The organism is Hyphomonas neptunium ATCC 15444 (assembly GCF_000013025.1).
Lineage (GTDB): Bacteria > Pseudomonadota > Alphaproteobacteria > Caulobacterales > Hyphomonadaceae > Hyphomonas > Hyphomonas neptunia.
In genome coordinates, this window is the sequence record NC_008358.1 from 429,631 (window position 1) to 445,121 (window position 15,491).

The 15,491-nt window shown below is 62.4% G+C and carries 18 protein-coding genes; 9 read left to right on the plus strand and 9 right to left on the minus strand.

Going from position 1 to position 15,491, the window contains the following annotated elements; genetic code table 11:
• Positions 1-38 precede the first annotated feature (38 nt).
• From pheS to HNE_RS02195, 7 genes are all read left to right on the plus strand, one after another.
• Positions 39-1,115: a phenylalanine--tRNA ligase subunit alpha gene (gene pheS, locus HNE_RS02165; protein WP_011645463.1), complete on the plus strand. Its 1,077-nt coding sequence runs from the start codon at positions 39-41 to the stop codon at positions 1,113-1,115.
• Positions 1,112-1,591, plus strand: coding sequence for an ASCH domain-containing protein (locus tag HNE_RS02170; protein ID WP_011645464.1), 480 nt, complete (start codon positions 1,112-1,114; stop codon positions 1,589-1,591). The genes pheS and HNE_RS02170 overlap by 4 nt, the downstream gene beginning before the upstream one ends.
• On the plus strand, positions 1,588-3,981 hold the full coding sequence (gene pheT, locus HNE_RS02175; protein ID WP_011645465.1) for a phenylalanine--tRNA ligase subunit beta: 2,394 nt from the start codon (positions 1,588-1,590) through the stop codon (positions 3,979-3,981). Before HNE_RS02170 ends, pheT begins: the two co-directional genes overlap by 4 nt.
• Positions 3,982-4,005: 24 nt before the next feature.
• Positions 4,006-4,827: a potassium channel family protein gene (locus tag HNE_RS02180; protein ID WP_011645466.1), complete on the plus strand. Its 822-nt coding sequence runs from the start codon at positions 4,006-4,008 to the stop codon at positions 4,825-4,827.
• On the plus strand, positions 4,820-5,650 hold the full coding sequence (dapB, locus tag HNE_RS02185; protein WP_011645467.1) for a 4-hydroxy-tetrahydrodipicolinate reductase: 831 nt from the start codon (positions 4,820-4,822) through the stop codon (positions 5,648-5,650). The genes HNE_RS02180 and dapB overlap by 8 nt, the downstream gene beginning before the upstream one ends.
• A gap of 99 nt (positions 5,651-5,749) precedes the next feature.
• Positions 5,750-6,154 (plus strand): PTS sugar transporter subunit IIA, encoded by a 405-nt coding sequence (locus tag HNE_RS02190; protein WP_011645468.1) that lies wholly within the window; start codon positions 5,750-5,752, stop codon positions 6,152-6,154.
• Positions 6,154-6,447: an HPr family phosphocarrier protein gene (locus HNE_RS02195; protein WP_011645469.1), complete on the plus strand. Its 294-nt coding sequence runs from the start codon at positions 6,154-6,156 to the stop codon at positions 6,445-6,447. Before HNE_RS02190 ends, HNE_RS02195 begins: the two co-directional genes overlap by 1 nt.
• A gap of 10 nt (positions 6,448-6,457) precedes the next feature.
• Here HNE_RS02195 and HNE_RS02200 read toward each other — a convergent pair whose 3' ends face one another.
• The 3 genes from HNE_RS02200 to HNE_RS02210 all read right to left on the minus strand — a co-directional run bounded on the left by HNE_RS02200 (position 6,458) and on the right by HNE_RS02210 (position 9,940).
• Positions 6,458-8,017, minus strand: coding sequence for a 2-isopropylmalate synthase (locus tag HNE_RS02200; RefSeq protein WP_011645470.1), 1,560 nt, complete (start codon positions 8,015-8,017; stop codon positions 6,458-6,460).
• 151 nt (positions 8,018-8,168) lie between these two features.
• Positions 8,169-8,918, minus strand: a complete 750-nt coding sequence (locus tag HNE_RS02205; protein WP_011645471.1) for a TVP38/TMEM64 family protein — start codon at positions 8,916-8,918, stop codon at positions 8,169-8,171.
• Between the two features lie 53 nt (positions 8,919-8,971).
• Positions 8,972-9,940 carry an oxidoreductase gene (locus HNE_RS02210; RefSeq protein WP_011645472.1) on the minus strand — a complete coding sequence of 323 codons (969 nt, stop codon included), beginning with the start codon at positions 9,938-9,940 and terminating at the stop codon, positions 8,972-8,974.
• Between the two features lie 146 nt (positions 9,941-10,086).
• Here HNE_RS02210 and HNE_RS02215 point away from each other — a divergent pair, with 146 nt between their 5' ends.
• The gene (locus HNE_RS02215; RefSeq protein ID WP_011645473.1) at positions 10,087-10,692 is read left to right on the plus strand and encodes a tetratricopeptide repeat protein; all 606 of its coding nucleotides are present in this window, start codon (positions 10,087-10,089) and stop codon (positions 10,690-10,692) included.
• On the opposite strand, the gene HNE_RS02220 is transcribed toward HNE_RS02215, so the two are convergent.
• The gene (locus HNE_RS02220) at positions 10,689-11,153 is read right to left on the minus strand and encodes a bactofilin family protein (protein ID WP_011645474.1); all 465 of its coding nucleotides are present in this window, start codon (positions 11,151-11,153) and stop codon (positions 10,689-10,691) included. The genes HNE_RS02215 and HNE_RS02220 overlap by 4 nt on opposite strands.
• 115 nt (positions 11,154-11,268) lie before the next feature.
• On the opposite strand from HNE_RS02220, the gene HNE_RS02225 reads away from it, so the two are divergent.
• Positions 11,269-11,916 (plus strand): glycoside hydrolase family 25 protein, encoded by a 648-nt coding sequence (locus HNE_RS02225; RefSeq protein WP_233351974.1) that lies wholly within the window; start codon positions 11,269-11,271, stop codon positions 11,914-11,916.
• Positions 11,917-11,923: 7 nt separating this feature from the next.
• Here the strand turns inward: HNE_RS02225 and HNE_RS02230 are convergent, their stop codons facing one another.
• Genes HNE_RS02230 through HNE_RS02250 form a run of 5 tightly spaced genes read right to left on the minus strand, consistent with a single transcriptional unit; the run spans position 11,924 to position 15,465 of the window.
• Entirely contained in the window at positions 11,924-12,490 is a 567-nt protein-coding gene (locus HNE_RS02230) for a GNAT family N-acetyltransferase (RefSeq protein WP_011645476.1), read from the minus strand.
• A 14-nt stretch (positions 12,491-12,504) separates the two neighbouring features.
• A complete protein-coding gene (gene ilvC / locus HNE_RS02235; RefSeq protein ID WP_011645477.1) occupies positions 12,505-13,524 on the minus strand; it encodes a ketol-acid reductoisomerase in 1,020 nt (339 codons plus the stop codon).
• Between the two features lie 50 nt (positions 13,525-13,574).
• Positions 13,575-14,201 carry a hypothetical protein gene (locus tag HNE_RS02240; protein WP_148205785.1) on the minus strand — a complete coding sequence of 209 codons (627 nt, stop codon included), beginning with the start codon at positions 14,199-14,201 and terminating at the stop codon, positions 13,575-13,577.
• Positions 14,198-14,764, minus strand: coding sequence for an acetolactate synthase small subunit (gene ilvN, locus HNE_RS02245; protein ID WP_011645479.1), 567 nt, complete (start codon positions 14,762-14,764; stop codon positions 14,198-14,200). Before ilvN ends, HNE_RS02240 begins: the two co-directional genes overlap by 4 nt.
• Complete coding sequence (locus tag HNE_RS02250) at positions 14,761-15,465, minus strand: hypothetical protein (RefSeq protein ID WP_035590808.1); 705 nt, start codon at positions 15,463-15,465, stop codon at positions 14,761-14,763. Before HNE_RS02250 ends, ilvN begins: the two co-directional genes overlap by 4 nt.
• Between the last annotated feature and the right edge of the window lie 26 nt (positions 15,466-15,491).

A 15,491-nucleotide genomic window follows, 5' to 3' on the forward strand; every position in this document is an offset into this window, starting at 1 on the left:
GAAAGCCGCGAAGGTCTGACCTGAAAGGGAAATTCCAAGTGTCCGACATAACCGCGATCGAACAAGAAGCGCTTGCCGCTATCGCTGCTGCCGCCGATCTTGCCGCGCTCGACGCCGTGCGCGTTGCCGAGCTTGGCAAGAAGGGGCGCGTGTCCGCCCTGATGGGCGCGCTCGGCAAGATGAGCCCGGACGAGCGCAAGGCGCAGGGGCCTCAGCTCAACGCCCTGAAGACCCGTGTGGACGATGCGATCCGCCTGCGTAAAGACGTGCTGGAGAATGCGGCGCTCGAGGCGCGCCTCGTGACCGAGCGCGTGGACCTGACGCTGCCGCCCGCTGCCGGCCCCGGCGAAGGCGCGCTCCACCCGGTCATGCAGGTGTTCGAGGAAATCGCCGCCATCTTCGGCGACATGGGGTTCACCGTGGCCGAAGGGCCGGACATCGAAGACGACTGGCACAATTTCACGGCGCTGAACTTCCCCATCGGTCACCCGGCGCGGGAAACCCACGACACCTTCTTCATGAAAGCGCTGGAAGGCGACACGCCCAAAGTGCTCCGCACCCATACCAGCCCGGTGCAGGTGCGCACGATGATGGAAGAAAAGCCGCCGATCCGCATTCTCGTGCCCGGCCGCGTCTACCGGAATGATTGGGACGCGACCCATACGCCGATGTTCCATCAGGTCGAAGGGCTCGTCATCGAGAAGGGCATCCATATGGGCCACCTGAAAGGCTGCCTCATTGATTTCGTGAAAGCGTTCTTCGAGGTGGACAATGTGGAATCCCGCTTCCGGCCGCATTTCTTTCCGTTCACGGAACCTTCGGCCGAGATGGATGTGAAATATTCCCGCAATGGCGACGCCATCGAGATCGGCGCGGGCGACCGCTGGATGGAAATCCTCGGCTGCGGCATGGTGCATCCCAATGTGCTGCGCAATTGCGGCATCGATCCGGCCGTGCATCAGGGCTTTGCCTTCGGCATGGGGGTCGATCGCCTCGCCATGCTGAAATACGGCATGCCGGACCTGCGCCCCTATTTCGAGGCAGACCCGCAATGGTCGCGCCATTACGGCTTCTCACCCTGGCTCACGCCGTCCGTTAGCGGAGGGTTGTCGTGACCCTGTCTCAGGAATGGGCAGATCTGAAGCAGTTTCGCTTCGGTGATAGTCCTGAATTGGCAGACCGTCTGGCCTCTCTTGTTGTGGCCGGCGTCAAGAAAGCTACCTGTTCGGCCGTGGCAAACGGGTTCGAGGCAGCTCTGGGCGAGCAGCAGGTTGTGCTCAGCGGCGAGGGACGCCCTGTCGCGGTCATCGAAACGCTGTCCCTGGATGTGCTGCCTTTTGAGAAAGTGACGCCGGCGCAGGCAGCGCAGGAGGGCGAGGGGGATCTCAGCTATCCCTACTGGCGAGATGCGCATGAAGCCTATTTCCAGCGCGAGGGCACCTACGCGCCGGATATGGACGTCATCTTTGAAACATTTCGCCTTGTCGCCATTCTCGATGACGACTTCGCCGAAGGGGCGGAAGGCGAAGTCAAAGCCGAGCGCGCAGAGGCGCATGCGGCAGGTTACACGGCTCTTGGAGCGGATACATGAAATTCTCCCTTTCCTGGCTGAACGATCACCTTGTTACCAAGGCATCGCTTCAGGACATTCTCGATCTGATGCTCAAGGCCGGCCTTGAGGTTGAAGAGGTGACTGACCCGCGCGAGAAACTTGCGCCGTTCACCGTCTGCAAGGTGATTGAGGCCAAGCCCCATCCGGATGCGGACAAATTGCGCGTCTGCACGGTAGAAACCATTGACGGCGTCAAGCAGATCGTCTGCGGCGCCCCCAATGCGCGCACCGGCATGACCGCGATCTATGCCCCGCTCGGCACCTTCATTCCGGGGCTCGATTTCGCGCTCGACAAGAAGCCCCGCGCCATTCGCGGGATTGAGAGCCATGGCATGATGTGCTCCTCGCGCGAGCTTGAGGTGGGTGAGGACCATGACGGCATTCTCGATCTTGATGACAGCCTGAAGGTCGGCACGCCCGCCGCCGAGGCACTTGGCCAGACCGACCCCGTGATCGACTTTGAAGTGACGCCTAACCGGCCCGACTGGCTGGGCGTGCAGGGTATTGCGCGCGACCTCGCTGCGGCCGGGGCAGGGCGTTTCCTGCGTAACGATCCCAAGAAGGTCAATGGCAGCTATGACTGCCCCATCGACATCAAGCTTGAGGCCACAGAGGCCTGTCCGATGTTTGCCGGGGCGCTGATCCGCGGCGTCACCAATGGTCCGTCACCGGACTGGATGCAGGCGCGCCTCAAGGCAGCCGGTCTCCAGCCCAAATCGCTGCTCGTTGATGTGACGAACTATATCTCTCTTGACCGCGCGCGCCCGCTGCACGTGTATGATGCAGCCAGGCTCTCCGGCGCCGTGGTTGCCCGGCTCGGCAGGAAGGGCGAGACGCTCGAGGCGCTCGATGGGAAGACCTATCCGATCACGGAAGACATGTGCGTCATCGCCGACAATTCCGGCGCGATCGGTCTGGGCGGCGTCATGGGCGGCGTTTCGACAGCTGTTTCGGCGGAGACCGTGGACGTCTTCATTGAATCTGCCTGGTTCGATCCGTTGCGCACCGCGCGCACGGGCCGCGCCACGGGCATCCATTCGGACGCCCGCTACCGGTTCGAGCGCGGCGTTGATCCGCACAGCTCAATCGATGGCCTCAACTTCGCGATTGCGCTGATCCTGGAATATGGCGGCGGTCAGGTCTCGAAGGCAAAGGTCGCCGGATCTATCCCGGCGCGAATGCAGAAGGTCACCTTCTACCCCGTTGATGTCGAGCGCCTCACGGGCCTCATCGTCAAGCCGGCGGAAATGAAGCGCATCCTCAAGGATCTCGAATTCGACATCGAGGATGCAGGTGATGCCTGGTATCTCCTGCCCCCCTCGCACCGGTTCGACATGGAACAGTCGGCTGACATCGTAGAAGAAATTGCCCGCCTGATCGGCTTTGACCAGTTGCCGACCACCTCCCTGCCGCTGCCTGAAGGCGGGCGCCGGGTGATCACGACGCCGCGTCAGGCGCGAGTGGCCATCTCGCGCCGTGTCATGGCGGCGCGCGGTTTCCTTGAAGCGGTCACCTGGAGCTTCATGGCGCGGGAACATGCCGACCTGTTCGGCAAGACCGAGGATGTGCTCGCCGTGGCAAACCCTGTCGCCAGCGAGTTGAACTACATGCGCCCCTCGGCATTGGGCAACCTTGCCCAGGCGGCCCAGCGCGCGCGCAATCGCGGTGAGCGCACCATCCGCCTCTTTGAAGCTGGCCCCATCTATCTCGGCGATGGCCCCAAAGATCAGCGTACTGTGATTGCCGGTCTCGTTCTGCCTGCGGCTGAGCGCCACTGGCAGGGCCGCGCTGCGCCTTATGACGCCTATGCCGCCAAGGCCGATCTCTTCGCGCTGCTTGCTGCGCTCGGCCAGCCGGGCGAGCGTTTCCAGGTCGCGGCGCCAACCCAGCCCCACTGGCATCCCGGCCAGGCCGCCAGCCTCAAGCTCGGCCCGAAGATGACCGTTGCCAATTTCGGCGCGCTGCATCCCGGCGTGCTCAAGACGCTGGATGTTGAGGGCCCGGTCTATGCGTTCGAGTTGAACCTCAACGCCCTGCCGGTGATGAAGGTGAAATCCACCAAGACCAAACCGGTTCTGGAACGTGCTGAGCTGACACCGATCCGCCGCGACCTCGCTTTTGTGGTCGATGCGGGCGTGGCCGCCGGAGATGTCGTCCGTCATGCTCAGTCTGCCGAGAAGCAGCTCATCGCAGCAATCGACGTGTTCGATGTGTATCAGGGCCAGGGCGTCGGCGAGGGGAAGAAGTCGGTGGCGATCGAAATCACGCTCCAGCCAAAAGAGGCCCTTAAGGACGAGCAGATCCAACAGGTAATCGAGCGTATCGTCGCTTCGGTCGCCAAGGGAACCGGCGGTGTGCTAAGAGGCTAACGGGAACAGCAAGGGACGGCTGGGATGGGACTGAAACGGCGGCTTTATGATGCGTTAGCGCCAGAGGCGCGCCGGTCTGGTCTCTCGATGACGAATGCGGCAATCGTCGGTCTCGTCATTCTCAGCTTTCTCTTCCTGGCGCTGGAAACCGAGCCGACGCTGCAGGCGGTTCCGGCCTGGCAGAAAACCTTCCATATTTTCAATGTCGGGGTCGTGATCATCTTCGCGCTGGAATATGCCGCGCGGGTGTGGTGCGCCGGTATTGATCCTGATTATCGCGGACTGCGCGGGCGCCTGCGTTACATAACGAAGTTCTATTCGATTGCAGACCTTCTGGCTTTCCTGCCGGAGCTTCTCCTGATGATGCTTGGTTCGGGATCAACGCTTCTGGTCCTGCGCGTCTTGCGTCTGGCGCGCCTGATAAAGATTGCCCGCTTCATTCCGGCCTTTGAGGCGCTGGGCGCAGCGGTGCGGCGGGCCAGCTCGCTGCTCCTGACATCGCTCGCCCTGGCAGTGACGCTGGTTTATGTCGCGGCGGTGCTTCTGTATTTCGTTGAAGGTGTGGGCGGCGTCCAGCAGGAAGCCTTTGCGTCCATTCCGCGCGCCATATGGTGGTCTGTGGCCACACTGACGACAGTGGGGTATGGCGATGTCTACCCGGTCACCCCGCTGGGCCGGTTTTGTGCTGGTCTCATCGCGATTGCCGGCATCGGCGTTGTGGCGCTGCCGGCGGGCGTGTTCGCCAGCGCCTTCTCCGACGAGCTGCGGGAGCGCGAGCTTTCCAGCCTGCGGAGCGAACTGGAACAGACGAAGGCGGATACCGCTGAGGAGACGTTGGATGAATAAACCGGAAAACCCCCTCAGTGTCGCCATCGCTGGTATCGCCGGGCGTATGGGGCGCCAGCTTGCGGCTGTTTCCATTGATCGCGGCGTCCGGATTACCGGCGCCACGGAAGTCGCGGCCGCCAACGCTTATGGCGAAGACATCGGCCTCCTTGCCGGCCGCCGGGCCATTGGCCTGCATCCTGTTGCTGACGCGGCCGGAGCTGCAGCGGGCGCAGGTGTGTGGATCGATTTCACACGGCCCGAAGCAACACTCGCCGCGTTAAAAGCGCTTGCCAGCACATCTGTGCGCGCAGCGATTATCGGCACCACAGGCTTTACCGCCGCTGAGGAAGATGCCATCGCGGCGGCGTCCTCCCGTTTTGCGATTGTGAAGGCGGGCAATTTCTCCATCGGGGTGAACCTGCTGGAGGCACTGACGCGTCTGGCGGCCAGCCGTCTGGGTACGGAGTGGGACATCGAAGTCCTCGAAACCCACCACCGCATGAAGGCGGATGCCCCTTCGGGCACGGCCCTGATGCTTGGTGCGGCGGCGGCAGAGGGCAGGGGCGCGCCGCTCAGCGACCTGCGGGCCGCGCCCTATGATGGCCCCGACGCGCAGCGCGAAACCGGCCAGATCGGCTTTTCCGTGCGCCGTGCCGGGGGGGTGATCGGCGAGCATGAGGTGACATTCGGCTCGGAAAAGGAGCTCATCCGGCTTTCCCATACGGCACTTGATCGCTCGGTCTTTGCCGAAGGCGCGCTGCATGCCGCTGCCTGGGCCGTGTCCCAGCCGCCGGGCCTTTACGATATGAACGATGTGTTGGGTCTCGGCCACACCGGCTGAGGAAAGCGCCGTCATATCAGCCGAATGCGCCTTGACGCGGCGCAGCATCGTGACAACGTGACGGTTGTTTAACGTTCAGGGTTGCATCCCAGTAGCGGAATGATCGGCATTGTAGTTGTCAGCCATGGAAGATTAGCCCACGAGCTCGTCGCAGCAGCGGAGCACGTTGTGGGCCGCCTTTGGCGTGCGCGCGCCGTCTCTATCGATTCTGACGATGACCTCGACCTCAAGCGTGAGCACATTCTGGCCGCTGTGAAAGCCTGCGATGCAGGTCGCGGCGTTATCGTACTGACCGACATGTTCGGCGGCACGCCTTCAAACCTCGTCCTGTCCATCCGCGGCAGTGTGCCGATGGAAATCGTCTCCGGCGCAAATCTGCCGATGCTGATCAAGCTGGCCGAAGTCCGTGAAGTGCTGAGCCTGGAAGAGGCGGCGATCGCTGCCGCAGAGGGCGGGCGCAAATATGTGACCATCGCGTCCGAACTGCTGGCCCGGCTGCCCTGATGTCGACGTCCGTTCCGGCAGCCTCTGCCCGTGTCACGATTGTCAATCGTAAGGGCCTGCATGCGCGGGCGTCGGCGAAGGTCGCCAAGCTTGCGGCCGAGTATGATGCCAAGGTCATCGTGCGCCATGAGGGCGAGCAGGCAGATGCCCGCTCGATCATGGATCTCCTGATGCTCGTTGCCCATACAGGCTGCGAGATCGAGCTTTCGGGCACCGGCACGCAGGCCGCAGAGGCGGTTGAAGCCATCGCCGCGCTGGTCGCCGATGGCTTCGGGGAACGTGACGGGGGCTGATCAGCCCGCTTCAGGCCGCCTTGCGCTTTGCCTTGCGCACTTCAAACTTGTTCAGCGCGTGCAGATAGGCCTTGGCGCTGGCCACCAGCGTGTCGGGATCGGATGACCGGCCCGTCGCCATGATGTCATCGCCATTCAGCCGCACAGACACAGTTGCCTGCGCGTCCGTACCGCCGGTCACGGCATGCACCTGGTAAAGCTCCAGAATGGCCTGATGCGGCACCAGCTGGCGAATGGCATTGAACACGGCGTCTACCGGGCCATTGCCGCGCGCGATGGAGTATTTCTCCTCGCCGTCAATCACCAGGTCGATTTCTGCCGTCTGCGGACCTTCCGTGCCTGCCACAACGCGCAGCCGCTTGAACGCGATCCGCTCGCCTTCTGCCGCCAGCTGCTCATCCACCAGCGCGATGATGTCGTCATCGAACACATGTTTCTTGCGGTCGGCCAGATCCTTGAAGCGCTTGAACGCGTCGTTCAGCGCGTCGCCCTCGATGAAATAGCCCATCGATTCCAGCTTGTCGCGGAAAGCGTTGCGCCCGGAGAGCTTGCCCATGACGAGCGAGGTTTTCGCCACGCCCACATCTTCGGGCTTCATGATCTCGTAGGTCTCGGAATTCTTCAGCATGCCATCCTGGTGGATGCCGCTTTCATGCGCGAAGGCATTCTTGCCAACGATGGCCTTGTTATACTGCACCGGGAAGCCCGTGATGCGGCTGACCATTGCCGAGGCGCGGGCGAGATAGCTGGTATCGATATGGGTTTCATAGGGCAGGGTGTCGCCGCGCACCTTCATCGCCATGACGATCTCTTCAAGCGCCGCATTACCCGCGCGCTCGCCTAGGCCGTTGATGGTGCACTCGATCTGGCGCACGCCATTGGCCATGCCGGCCAGCGAGTTGGCAACGGCAAGACCAAGATCGTTATGACAGTGCGCCGACCAGATCACCTTGTCCGAGTTCGGAATGTTTTCGATCAGTCGGCGGATCAGTGCGCCATATTCGTCGGGGTGGGAATAGCCCACCGTATCAGGCACGTTGATGGTGGTAGCGCCCGAAGCGATCGCGGTGTCGATGCATTTGCAGAGGAAATCGAATTCGGTGCGCGTCGCGTCTTCGGCGCTCCACTCCACATCATCGACCAGGTTGCGGGCCTGAGAGACCGAGCGGCCGACCGCTTCCAGCACAGCGTTCGGGCCCATCTTCAGCTTGTGCTTCATGTGCACGGGGCTGGTGGAAATGAAGGTGTGAATGCGCGGGCGGGCGGCCTTGCGCACAGCCTCGCCGCAGCGGTCAATGTCGTTCGGCGTCGAGCGGGAAAGTCCGCAGATCACGGCGCTCTTGGACTGGGCGGCAATTGCGCTGACGGCGGCAAAGTCACCTTCCGAGGCGGCGGGGAAGCCGGCTTCGATAATATCGACGCCCATGCTTTCGAGCAGGGTTGCCAGCTCAAGCTTCTCGTTCAGCGTCATCGAGGCGCCTGGCGATTGCTCGCCATCGCGCATCGTTGTGTCGAATATCAGGATACGGGGTTTGGTTGCGTCGTTCGCGGCGGTGTTCTTGGAGGTCATGGTTTTGCGTAGCTCAGCGGAGAGGAAGGAACAAAGCGGTTCTTGGTCTCATATCCCCTGGTCGCGCGTCCACCCTCAGACTTGGGTGTCCGTCCCCGGCCAGGGGCCGGTAAGCAGGAGGAGTAGGGGCAGAACTTTGCGCATGCCCACTCTAATCAACGGCTTGCGCGGTGCTGTCAACCGGGGAGCCTGAGCTGGCAGCAAGATTTTGCCCCGTCCGGGCTACCCGGCGCCTGAAATAGATATATCCGGCGGCGTAGACGGTCACCGCGGCCACGGCGGCAATGATCGCGATGACCAGATTGCCCTGCAGCGCGGCCAGAAGGCTGCGACCGGCAAAGGCGATCAGGGCGATCTTGGGGATGATGCCCAGCGCCAGCCCCAGCCAGAAATCGCGGAACGTCGCATTGCTGACGCCGAACGCCATATTCACCAGCAGGAACGGCCCGGTCGGCACGTTGCGAACGATCGCGCTGGTGACGAGCGCGTTGCGTCCGACAAAGCGGGAGAGCTTCTGCGCGCTTTTTCCGGCATAGCGCCGGAAGGCTTCCTCGCCAGCCGCCCGGCCAATCCAGAAGGTCAACGCTCCGGAAACCATGTTGGCGACCCAGGAATAGCCTGCGCCATACCACGGCCCGAACACGGCAATCGTCGCCGCGATCAGCGCAAATTGCGGAATGCCCATGAAGGCCGCGACGCAATAGACCGCGACAACGGCAACCAGCCCCCAGGGGCTTTCGGCGAGTGTTTCCATCCAGCCCGTCACCGTATCGGCGTTCGGCAGCAACCCCATCCGGCCAGCGGCGAACACGCCGGCAATGATGAGGATCAGCGCGATACCCAGAAGAATCGCGCGCCGCGGAGCCTGCCGGGCGGTGGTCGGGAGTTGCGTTTCGCTCATGGCGCTCTCGTGCGCTGAAAGCCGGGGTGCGTCAATCTGAACCCGTCAGACTCTCATGCATTCGCCAGGAATGTGTCGCTCATCGCCCACAGTTTCTCGGCGCGGGCATCATCGCTGATCCAGGCGCGGGCATGTTCCCAGCGTTTGCTGTCGGGCGTCGCGGCGCGGGCGATGTCACAGTCTTCACAATAAACGCCGCCTTTCCCGTTCAGCTTTGGCGCCGTTGCGGCCCACACGGTGGTGGAGGCGCCCTGTTCCGGCGTCTTGAACATCGCCTGGATCATCTCCGGGATCGTGCCGTCAGGACTTTTCCAGCCGAGCGCCACCATTTCCTCGTCGGGCAGATGGCGCTGAAGGTTCGTAAAGATGCCGCCGGGATGCACGGAGAAGGCGCGAATGCCATTGGCTTTTTCCCGCATGTCCACCCCCAGCGCGAACAGCGCATTGGCGGATTTGGACTGTCCGTAGGCTTCCCATTTGTCATAGGCGCGGGACGTATAGTTGGGATCGTCCCAGATCACATCGGAGCGGACATGTCCGGTGGAAGAGAGCGCTACCACGCGGGCGCCATTTGCGGCGCGCAACGCGGGCAGGAGACCCTGATACAGGGCAAGGTGACCCAGATGGTTGGTGCCGAACTGGGCTTCCCAGCCATCGCCAACGTGGGCGAGCGGACACGCCATGATCCCGGCATTGTTTATGAGCAGGTCCAGCTTCGGCGCCGCCGCAGAATAATCCTGCGCAAAGCGGCGCACACTGCCGAGATCGGCCAGGTCCATCGCGGCAACCGTAACGCCATTGATCCCGGTGAGCGCGTCTTTTGCCGCGTCCGGCCGGCGGGCTGGCACCGTCACCTTCGCGCCGGCGCCCGCCAGCGCGCGGACTGTCTCAAGGCCGATGCCCGAATATCCGCCGGTCACAATCGCGTGCTTGCCCGAGAGGCTGATCCCCTCAACAACCTCCCTCGCGGTGCTCTTTGCGTGAAAGCCTGAGCCGACAGGTACCTGATCATTAGCCGCCATCGTCATTTCTCCCATGTGTTTCTACGTATTGTCCCAATGCTAGCCCCCTCTCTATCTGGGGGATACTGCAATCTAATACCGGCTTTGCCCCAGCCTTGCCCAAATCTGCCGTTAGAACATCCCACAAGGAAAAGGAGACCTGACCCATGAAAAAGGTTCTCATGATGCTGAGCGCTGCCGGAATGGTGGCTGCGCTTGCCCTGCCGGTATACGCGCAAGGAATTGGGGGGCGCGTCGAGCGTACCCAGGCCGAACTCGCCATCGAAAAGGCGGAGGCTGACTTTGCCACGCTCAAGGTGGCCCGTGATGAGGCCAGAACCAAATGCGCTGCCCGCGAATATCAGGCCTGCTACGAGCTCGCCGAATTGCAGCGTAAAGGTCTCGGCGGTGTGCAAGATCTGTCTGCGGCGGCCGAAAATTACAAGAAAGGCTGCGATGCCAAGGATGCGCGCGGCTGTGCGGGCCTAGCCTATCTGACGGTACAGGGCCGCGGCGTCACAGCAAACCTCGCTGAGGGTCGCCGCCTCTACAAGGAATCCTGCGATATGGGCGAAGTCAGCGGCTGCGCGGCCTGGGGTAACATGGCCTATACCGGCACAGGCGGCCCCAAGGATGTCCAGGGCGGCACGCGCGCCCTGAATGAAGCCTGTTCAAAGGATTATGAATGGGCCTGCGAGCGTGTTCAAACGCTTGGCGCGTTCGATCCCGATGACAATTCCATGCAGCGTCTGCGCAACCTGCAGAACAACTAGACGGCTGTGCTGGCCGGCGGCTCACTCCGGGCCGGCGCCAGAATGGACAGGGTTTTCGCCCGCTCGGCATGGGCGGGCGAACGCTCGGGTGAGATCAGCAGATCACCGTCCACGCAGGCATTGCCCTCAACCTTCATGGACGGCGCGAAGATGGAGCCCTCAACGCGCGCGCCCGTCATCACATCAATCTTGCGCACCGCGACAATCTCGCCAATCAGCGAGCCCATGACCAGTATGTCGCCCGCGCGCGTCCGGCCTTTGATGGAGGCGCCGGTTTCCACGATCAGCGCGCCGTCGCAATGCACGTCTCCCACAACCTCTCCGCCGAGACGGAGCGATCCGGAAATCGTCAGATTACCGATGACACGGCAGCCGGCCGCGATAACATTCGCTTGGCTGGAAGGGGCCTTAGCGGATGGGGGCGCCGCTTGTGCCGGTTCCCTTGCCTTATCTGCTGCCATCCGCGTGTCTCCCAATATCCACCCGATGAAAAGGTGCCATCATGTCCAAGGTGATCCAGAACGGGACAGCCCCGCCCGGCAATAGCCGATGAAAGTCCGGGTGCGCCGTCTGTTCATGCTGACCACTCTGGTGCTGCTTGCATCCTGTGGGCCAAGTTCTGCGCCTGTCGAGGATGTTGATACGTTTTCGTTCGCGCCGGGCGCCGAAGGCCTCGATCTTTCCCACCATAATGGCGCCGTTGACTGGCCGCGCCTCTCCACCGCCGGTCTCTCCTTTGTGTATCTCAAGGCGACCGAAGGTGAGGGGCATGTCGATACCCGCTTTCAGGAGAACTGGCTGGGCGCCTGGCGCCATCACTGGCAGGCGGGCGCCTACCATTTCTATCTGCTGTGCCAGGACGGCCGCCGCCAGGCGGACAATTTCATTCGTCAGGTTGAAGTCCGCAGCGGCGCGCTGCCCCCGGCGGTCGATCTCGAACACGCGCACAACTGCGCCCCGCAGAACAGCCGCGGCGAGACATTGGCGGATCTGAAAGTGTTCCTCGCCGCGCTGGAGGCGGAATACGGCGCTGTGCCTGTCATCTACACAACCCCGGCCTTCCATGCCGAATGGCTTGCGGGGGAGGGGTTTGACGCCCACCCGCTCTGGGTCCGGTCGCTGGAAGGTCCGCCCCGCCTGCCATATGCGATCTGGCAGTATTCGATGAAAGGCCGCGTGCCGGGCGTCACCGGCAATGTCGATCTCAACCGGGCAGCAGAGTAAACCGCGCTCAGGCCAGCGTCTTGCCCATGCGCAACACCGGCACCTCCACACCATCGGCCGATGCGCCAATTGTGTGCTCGATCAGGCGATAGCCGCACGCTTCATAAAGCGGCACGCCCGCAAGCGTTGCGCCCATTTCCAGCTGCGTGAAGCCTTCTGCGGCGGCCGCGTCCTCACACAGCGAAAGGATCATCCGGCCAAGTCCGCGGCGTGTGAAGCCCGGATGGGTATACATTGCGCGAATGCGGGCAGCGTCCGTCCCCGGACGAAGCAGTGCGTCATTGCGCTGGGCAGCTGTGTGGTCGCCGCCATAGAGCGTCGCGCGCCGGCTCCATCCGCCCGAAGCGGCGAGTTGTCCGGTTTCAATGTCATGGATCAGGAAATAAGTGCCGTCCGCTATCAATGTGCGGTCCAGCCCCATGATGGAGCGCGATACGGCGATCTGCTCGGGACTGAGAAAGCCCTTCTGCAATTCGCCGATCGCCAGCTCCATCAGCAGGCTGATCTCCGCAGCGTCCTCTGGCGTCGCAATGCGATGCGAAAAATCTGAGCGCTGCGGAGACCTGTCAGTCATGGATGGCCAGGCCCCTAGTTGCGGCTCTTGTCCACGAGGCGGTCATTCTGCGCCCAGTGCATCATGCCGCGCAGCTTTTCGCCGACCTCTTCGATCGGGTGGCTGCTCATGCGCTGGCGCATGGCGTGGAAGCCCGGCGCGCCGGCCTGGTTTTCCAGAACCCAGTTGCGGGCAAAGGTCCCGTTCTGGATGTCTTCGAGAACCTTCTTCATTTCCTTCTTCGTCTCGGCGTTCACCAGGCGCGGCCCGGTGACATACTCGCCATACTCGGCGGTGTTGGAGATCGAATAGTTCATGTTGGCGATGCCGCCTTCATAGATCAGGTCAACGATCAGCTTGGTCTCGTGCAGGCACTCGAAATAGGCCATCTCTGGCGCGTAACCGGCTTCCACCAGCGTCTCATAACCCGCCTTGATCAGCTCGACGATCCCGCCGCAGAGAACAGCCTGCTCACCGAAGAGGTCGGTTTCCGTCTCTTCACGGAAGGATGTTTCGATGACGCCGGCGCGGGTGTTGCCGATGGCTTTCGAATAGGAAAGGGCAACCGCCTGGGCGCTGCCCGTGGCGTCCTGATGAATGGCGATCAGGCCCGGTAGGCCAAAGCCCATCTGGTACTGGTTGCGCAGCGTGTGGCCAGGGCCTTTGGGCGCCGACAGCGACACGTCAACATCCGCGCGCGGACGGATCAGGTTGTAGTGGATGTTGAAGCCGTGGCCGAACATCAGGTGCTGGCCCGCGCGCAGGTGGGGCTCGATCTCGTTGGCGTAAAGCACAGCCTGCTTTTCGTCCGGAACGAGGATCATCAGCACGTCGGCCCATTTGGCGGCGTCGGCGACAGACACAACTTCCAGGCCCGCTGCTTCGGCTTTCTTGCGCGAGGCGGAGCCTTCCTGAAGCGCAACCTTGATCTGCTTCACGCCGGAATCTTTCAGGTTCAGCGCATGGGCATGGCCCTGGCTGCCATAGCCGACCACGGCGACTTTCAGTTTCTGGATCAGCGAGATGTCCGCGTCTTTTTCGTAGTAGATTTTCATAGGCTTGCAAAAGCTCCGGTGGATGAAAGTTGAGGGAGGGGTTTGTCAGGTCAAACGGCGTCGCAGCTCCAGTCGCCACTGAAATTGGCGACCCCGATGACGAGATTGTTGAGAGCGGTGATGTCGTCCTGCGCCGCGGCAAGCCGCGAAAAATTGAGAACGCTGTCGCCGGTCTTGAGGCGGGTGATGATGTCATGGCTGTCCAGGATCAGCCGGATGCTGCGGGACCCGTCCGCATTAACGCTGACCACTTCGCGCGGGCCGTAGCTGCCAGGCGGATCGGCGGCAATATCGGCCGCCGCCAGTTTCACCTTCTCGGCAATGTCCAGCGGCAGCGCCGTGCGCAGACGGCAGACAGGCGCATTGCCTGCTGCCGCGCCGGGCACGGAGCGTGCTTCCAGCAGTTGGTAAGGGCCCTCTGCAATGACGTAATAGACATAGGCGAGGCCACTGGCCGATTCCGTATCGACAATTCTCAGCCATTCCTCGGAGGCGGCGCCAAACAGCTGCTCCCCCTCACCCGCAATCGCAGAGGCGCGGGCAATGTCGCAGTCGAGCCTTGCCTCATCATTCGTGGACGGAGCACAGGAGGGTGTTTGCGCCGCTGCCGCAAAGGGCAGGGCTGCCAGAGCCATGGCGGCCAGAACCAGCCAAAGGATCAGGCGAGGGACCATCATCCCTTCTCCTTGCCGCGCTTGATCGAGAGAACGCCTGTGCGGCTCACTTCAACCAGGCCCAGGGGGCGCATCAGATCGACAAACTGAGTCAGCTTGTCGGAGGCGCCGGTCACTTCAAAGATGAAGCTCTCATTTGTCGTGTCGATCACATGCGCCCGGAAAATCTCGCCGATCCGCAGCGCTTCGACCCGCTTCTCGCCCGTGCCTGCCACCTTCACCAACGCCAACTCGCGCTCAATGCCGCGCTTGGAATTGGTGATGTCGATTACCTCGGCCACCGGCACAATGCGCAGCAGCTGCGCCTCGATCTGCTCAAGAATGTGCGCCGTGCCCTGGGTAACAATCGTGATGCGCGACCGGTGCTGGCTGGCGTCCACTTCAGCGACCGTCAGCGAGTCGATATTATATCCGCGTCCGGAGAACAGCCCGACCACGCGCGCCAGAACGCCCGGCTCGTTATCGACGATGACGGCCAGCGTGCGGCGCTCAACTTCCTCATCCTCATGGGCCAGAAAATAGGCAGATTTCGGCGCTGGGCCGGGTGTGGCTGTGCCATCGCTCATTGGGGGCGCTCCGGTGTGGTGGTGTTACTTGCAAAACCCCGATCCAGGGAAACATTCGGCCGCCGTGTCAGCAGTTTACCGCGCAGCGCGCCAGCCTGTTCTTTCGCCTTCTGGCGGTTTTCTTTCGTCCGGTCATCATACCGCTCGACAATCTCGTCGAGCCGGCGCGGATCAAGATGCGCCTGAAGTTCAGACACCAGCAGGCGGCGGCAATCGTCAATGAAGGCGGCGCAATCGTCTGACGGCAATCCGCCTTCGCGGTTGAGGGATTCGATCTCGTGATAGGCGAACATCAGCACATCGAGGATCGGCGGGCGAGACCCGCGATAGGCGCCCTCCTTCTCGATGCCCTTGCCATCGGGATCGATGTTCGGAAAGAACATCCGCCCCCGGTCCACCAGGGTTGATAGCTGAATCAGCATGTTCGTCCGGGCAGCCAGGAAAGCAGCGTCATTGCCATGCAGGTGCCGGGTGCGGGCAAAGATCCCGCACCGCGCCAGCGTATCAATGGCTACGCCGCCCCATTCCAGGCTCGCCGCATCAATACTCTGGCGCAGGCGCTCGGTCTGCAACTTGCGCTGCTTGGCGGTTTCACCGCGCGAGACCAGCGCGCTGGCCAGCGCCACGATGGCCGAGAGAACACCGATAATAATCTCGGTATTGCCCTTCAGCCAGTCGAAGATACCTGCAGCGTCCATCATGCTTCCCGTATTCCGGCCCCGATCGG

What these genes read in the sequence shown, in the direction of transcription:
- HNE_RS02230 (WP_011645476.1), bottom strand. Translation starts at nt 12,490, where the DNA reads ATGACTGACAGGTCTCCGCAGCGCTCAGATTTTTCGCATCGCATTGCG.
- HNE_RS02205 (WP_011645471.1), bottom strand. Translation starts at nt 8,918, where the DNA reads ATGAGCGAAACGCAACTCCCGACCACCGCCCGGCAGGCTCCGCGGCGC.
- HNE_RS02240 (WP_148205785.1), bottom strand. Translation starts at nt 14,201, where the DNA reads ATGATGGTCCCTCGCCTGATCCTTTGGCTGGTTCTGGCCGCCATGGCT.
- pheT (WP_011645465.1), top strand. Translation starts at nt 1,588, where the DNA reads ATGAAATTCTCCCTTTCCTGGCTGAACGATCACCTTGTTACCAAGGCA.
- HNE_RS02220 (WP_011645474.1), bottom strand. Translation starts at nt 11,153, where the DNA reads ATGGCAGCAGATAAGGCAAGGGAACCGGCACAAGCGGCGCCCCCATCC.
- dapB (WP_011645467.1), top strand. Translation starts at nt 4,820, where the DNA reads ATGAATAAACCGGAAAACCCCCTCAGTGTCGCCATCGCTGGTATCGCC.
- HNE_RS02180 (WP_011645466.1), top strand. Translation starts at nt 4,006, where the DNA reads ATGGGACTGAAACGGCGGCTTTATGATGCGTTAGCGCCAGAGGCGCGC.
- HNE_RS02200 (WP_011645470.1), bottom strand. Translation starts at nt 8,017, where the DNA reads ATGACCTCCAAGAACACCGCCGCGAACGACGCAACCAAACCCCGTATC.
- HNE_RS02195 (WP_011645469.1), top strand. Translation starts at nt 6,154, where the DNA reads ATGTCGACGTCCGTTCCGGCAGCCTCTGCCCGTGTCACGATTGTCAAT.
- ilvN (WP_011645479.1), bottom strand. Translation starts at nt 14,764, where the DNA reads ATGAGCGATGGCACAGCCACACCCGGCCCAGCGCCGAAATCTGCCTAT.
- HNE_RS02215 (WP_011645473.1), top strand. Translation starts at nt 10,087, where the DNA reads ATGAAAAAGGTTCTCATGATGCTGAGCGCTGCCGGAATGGTGGCTGCG.
- ilvC (WP_011645477.1), bottom strand. Translation starts at nt 13,524, where the DNA reads ATGAAAATCTACTACGAAAAAGACGCGGACATCTCGCTGATCCAGAAA.
- HNE_RS02250 (WP_035590808.1), bottom strand. Translation starts at nt 15,465, where the DNA reads ATGATGGACGCTGCAGGTATCTTCGACTGGCTGAAGGGCAATACCGAG.
- HNE_RS02210 (WP_011645472.1), bottom strand. Translation starts at nt 9,940, where the DNA reads ATGGCGGCTAATGATCAGGTACCTGTCGGCTCAGGCTTTCACGCAAAG.
- HNE_RS02225 (WP_233351974.1), top strand. Translation starts at nt 11,269, where the DNA reads ATGCTGACCACTCTGGTGCTGCTTGCATCCTGTGGGCCAAGTTCTGCG.
- HNE_RS02190 (WP_011645468.1), top strand. Translation starts at nt 5,750, where the DNA reads ATGATCGGCATTGTAGTTGTCAGCCATGGAAGATTAGCCCACGAGCTC.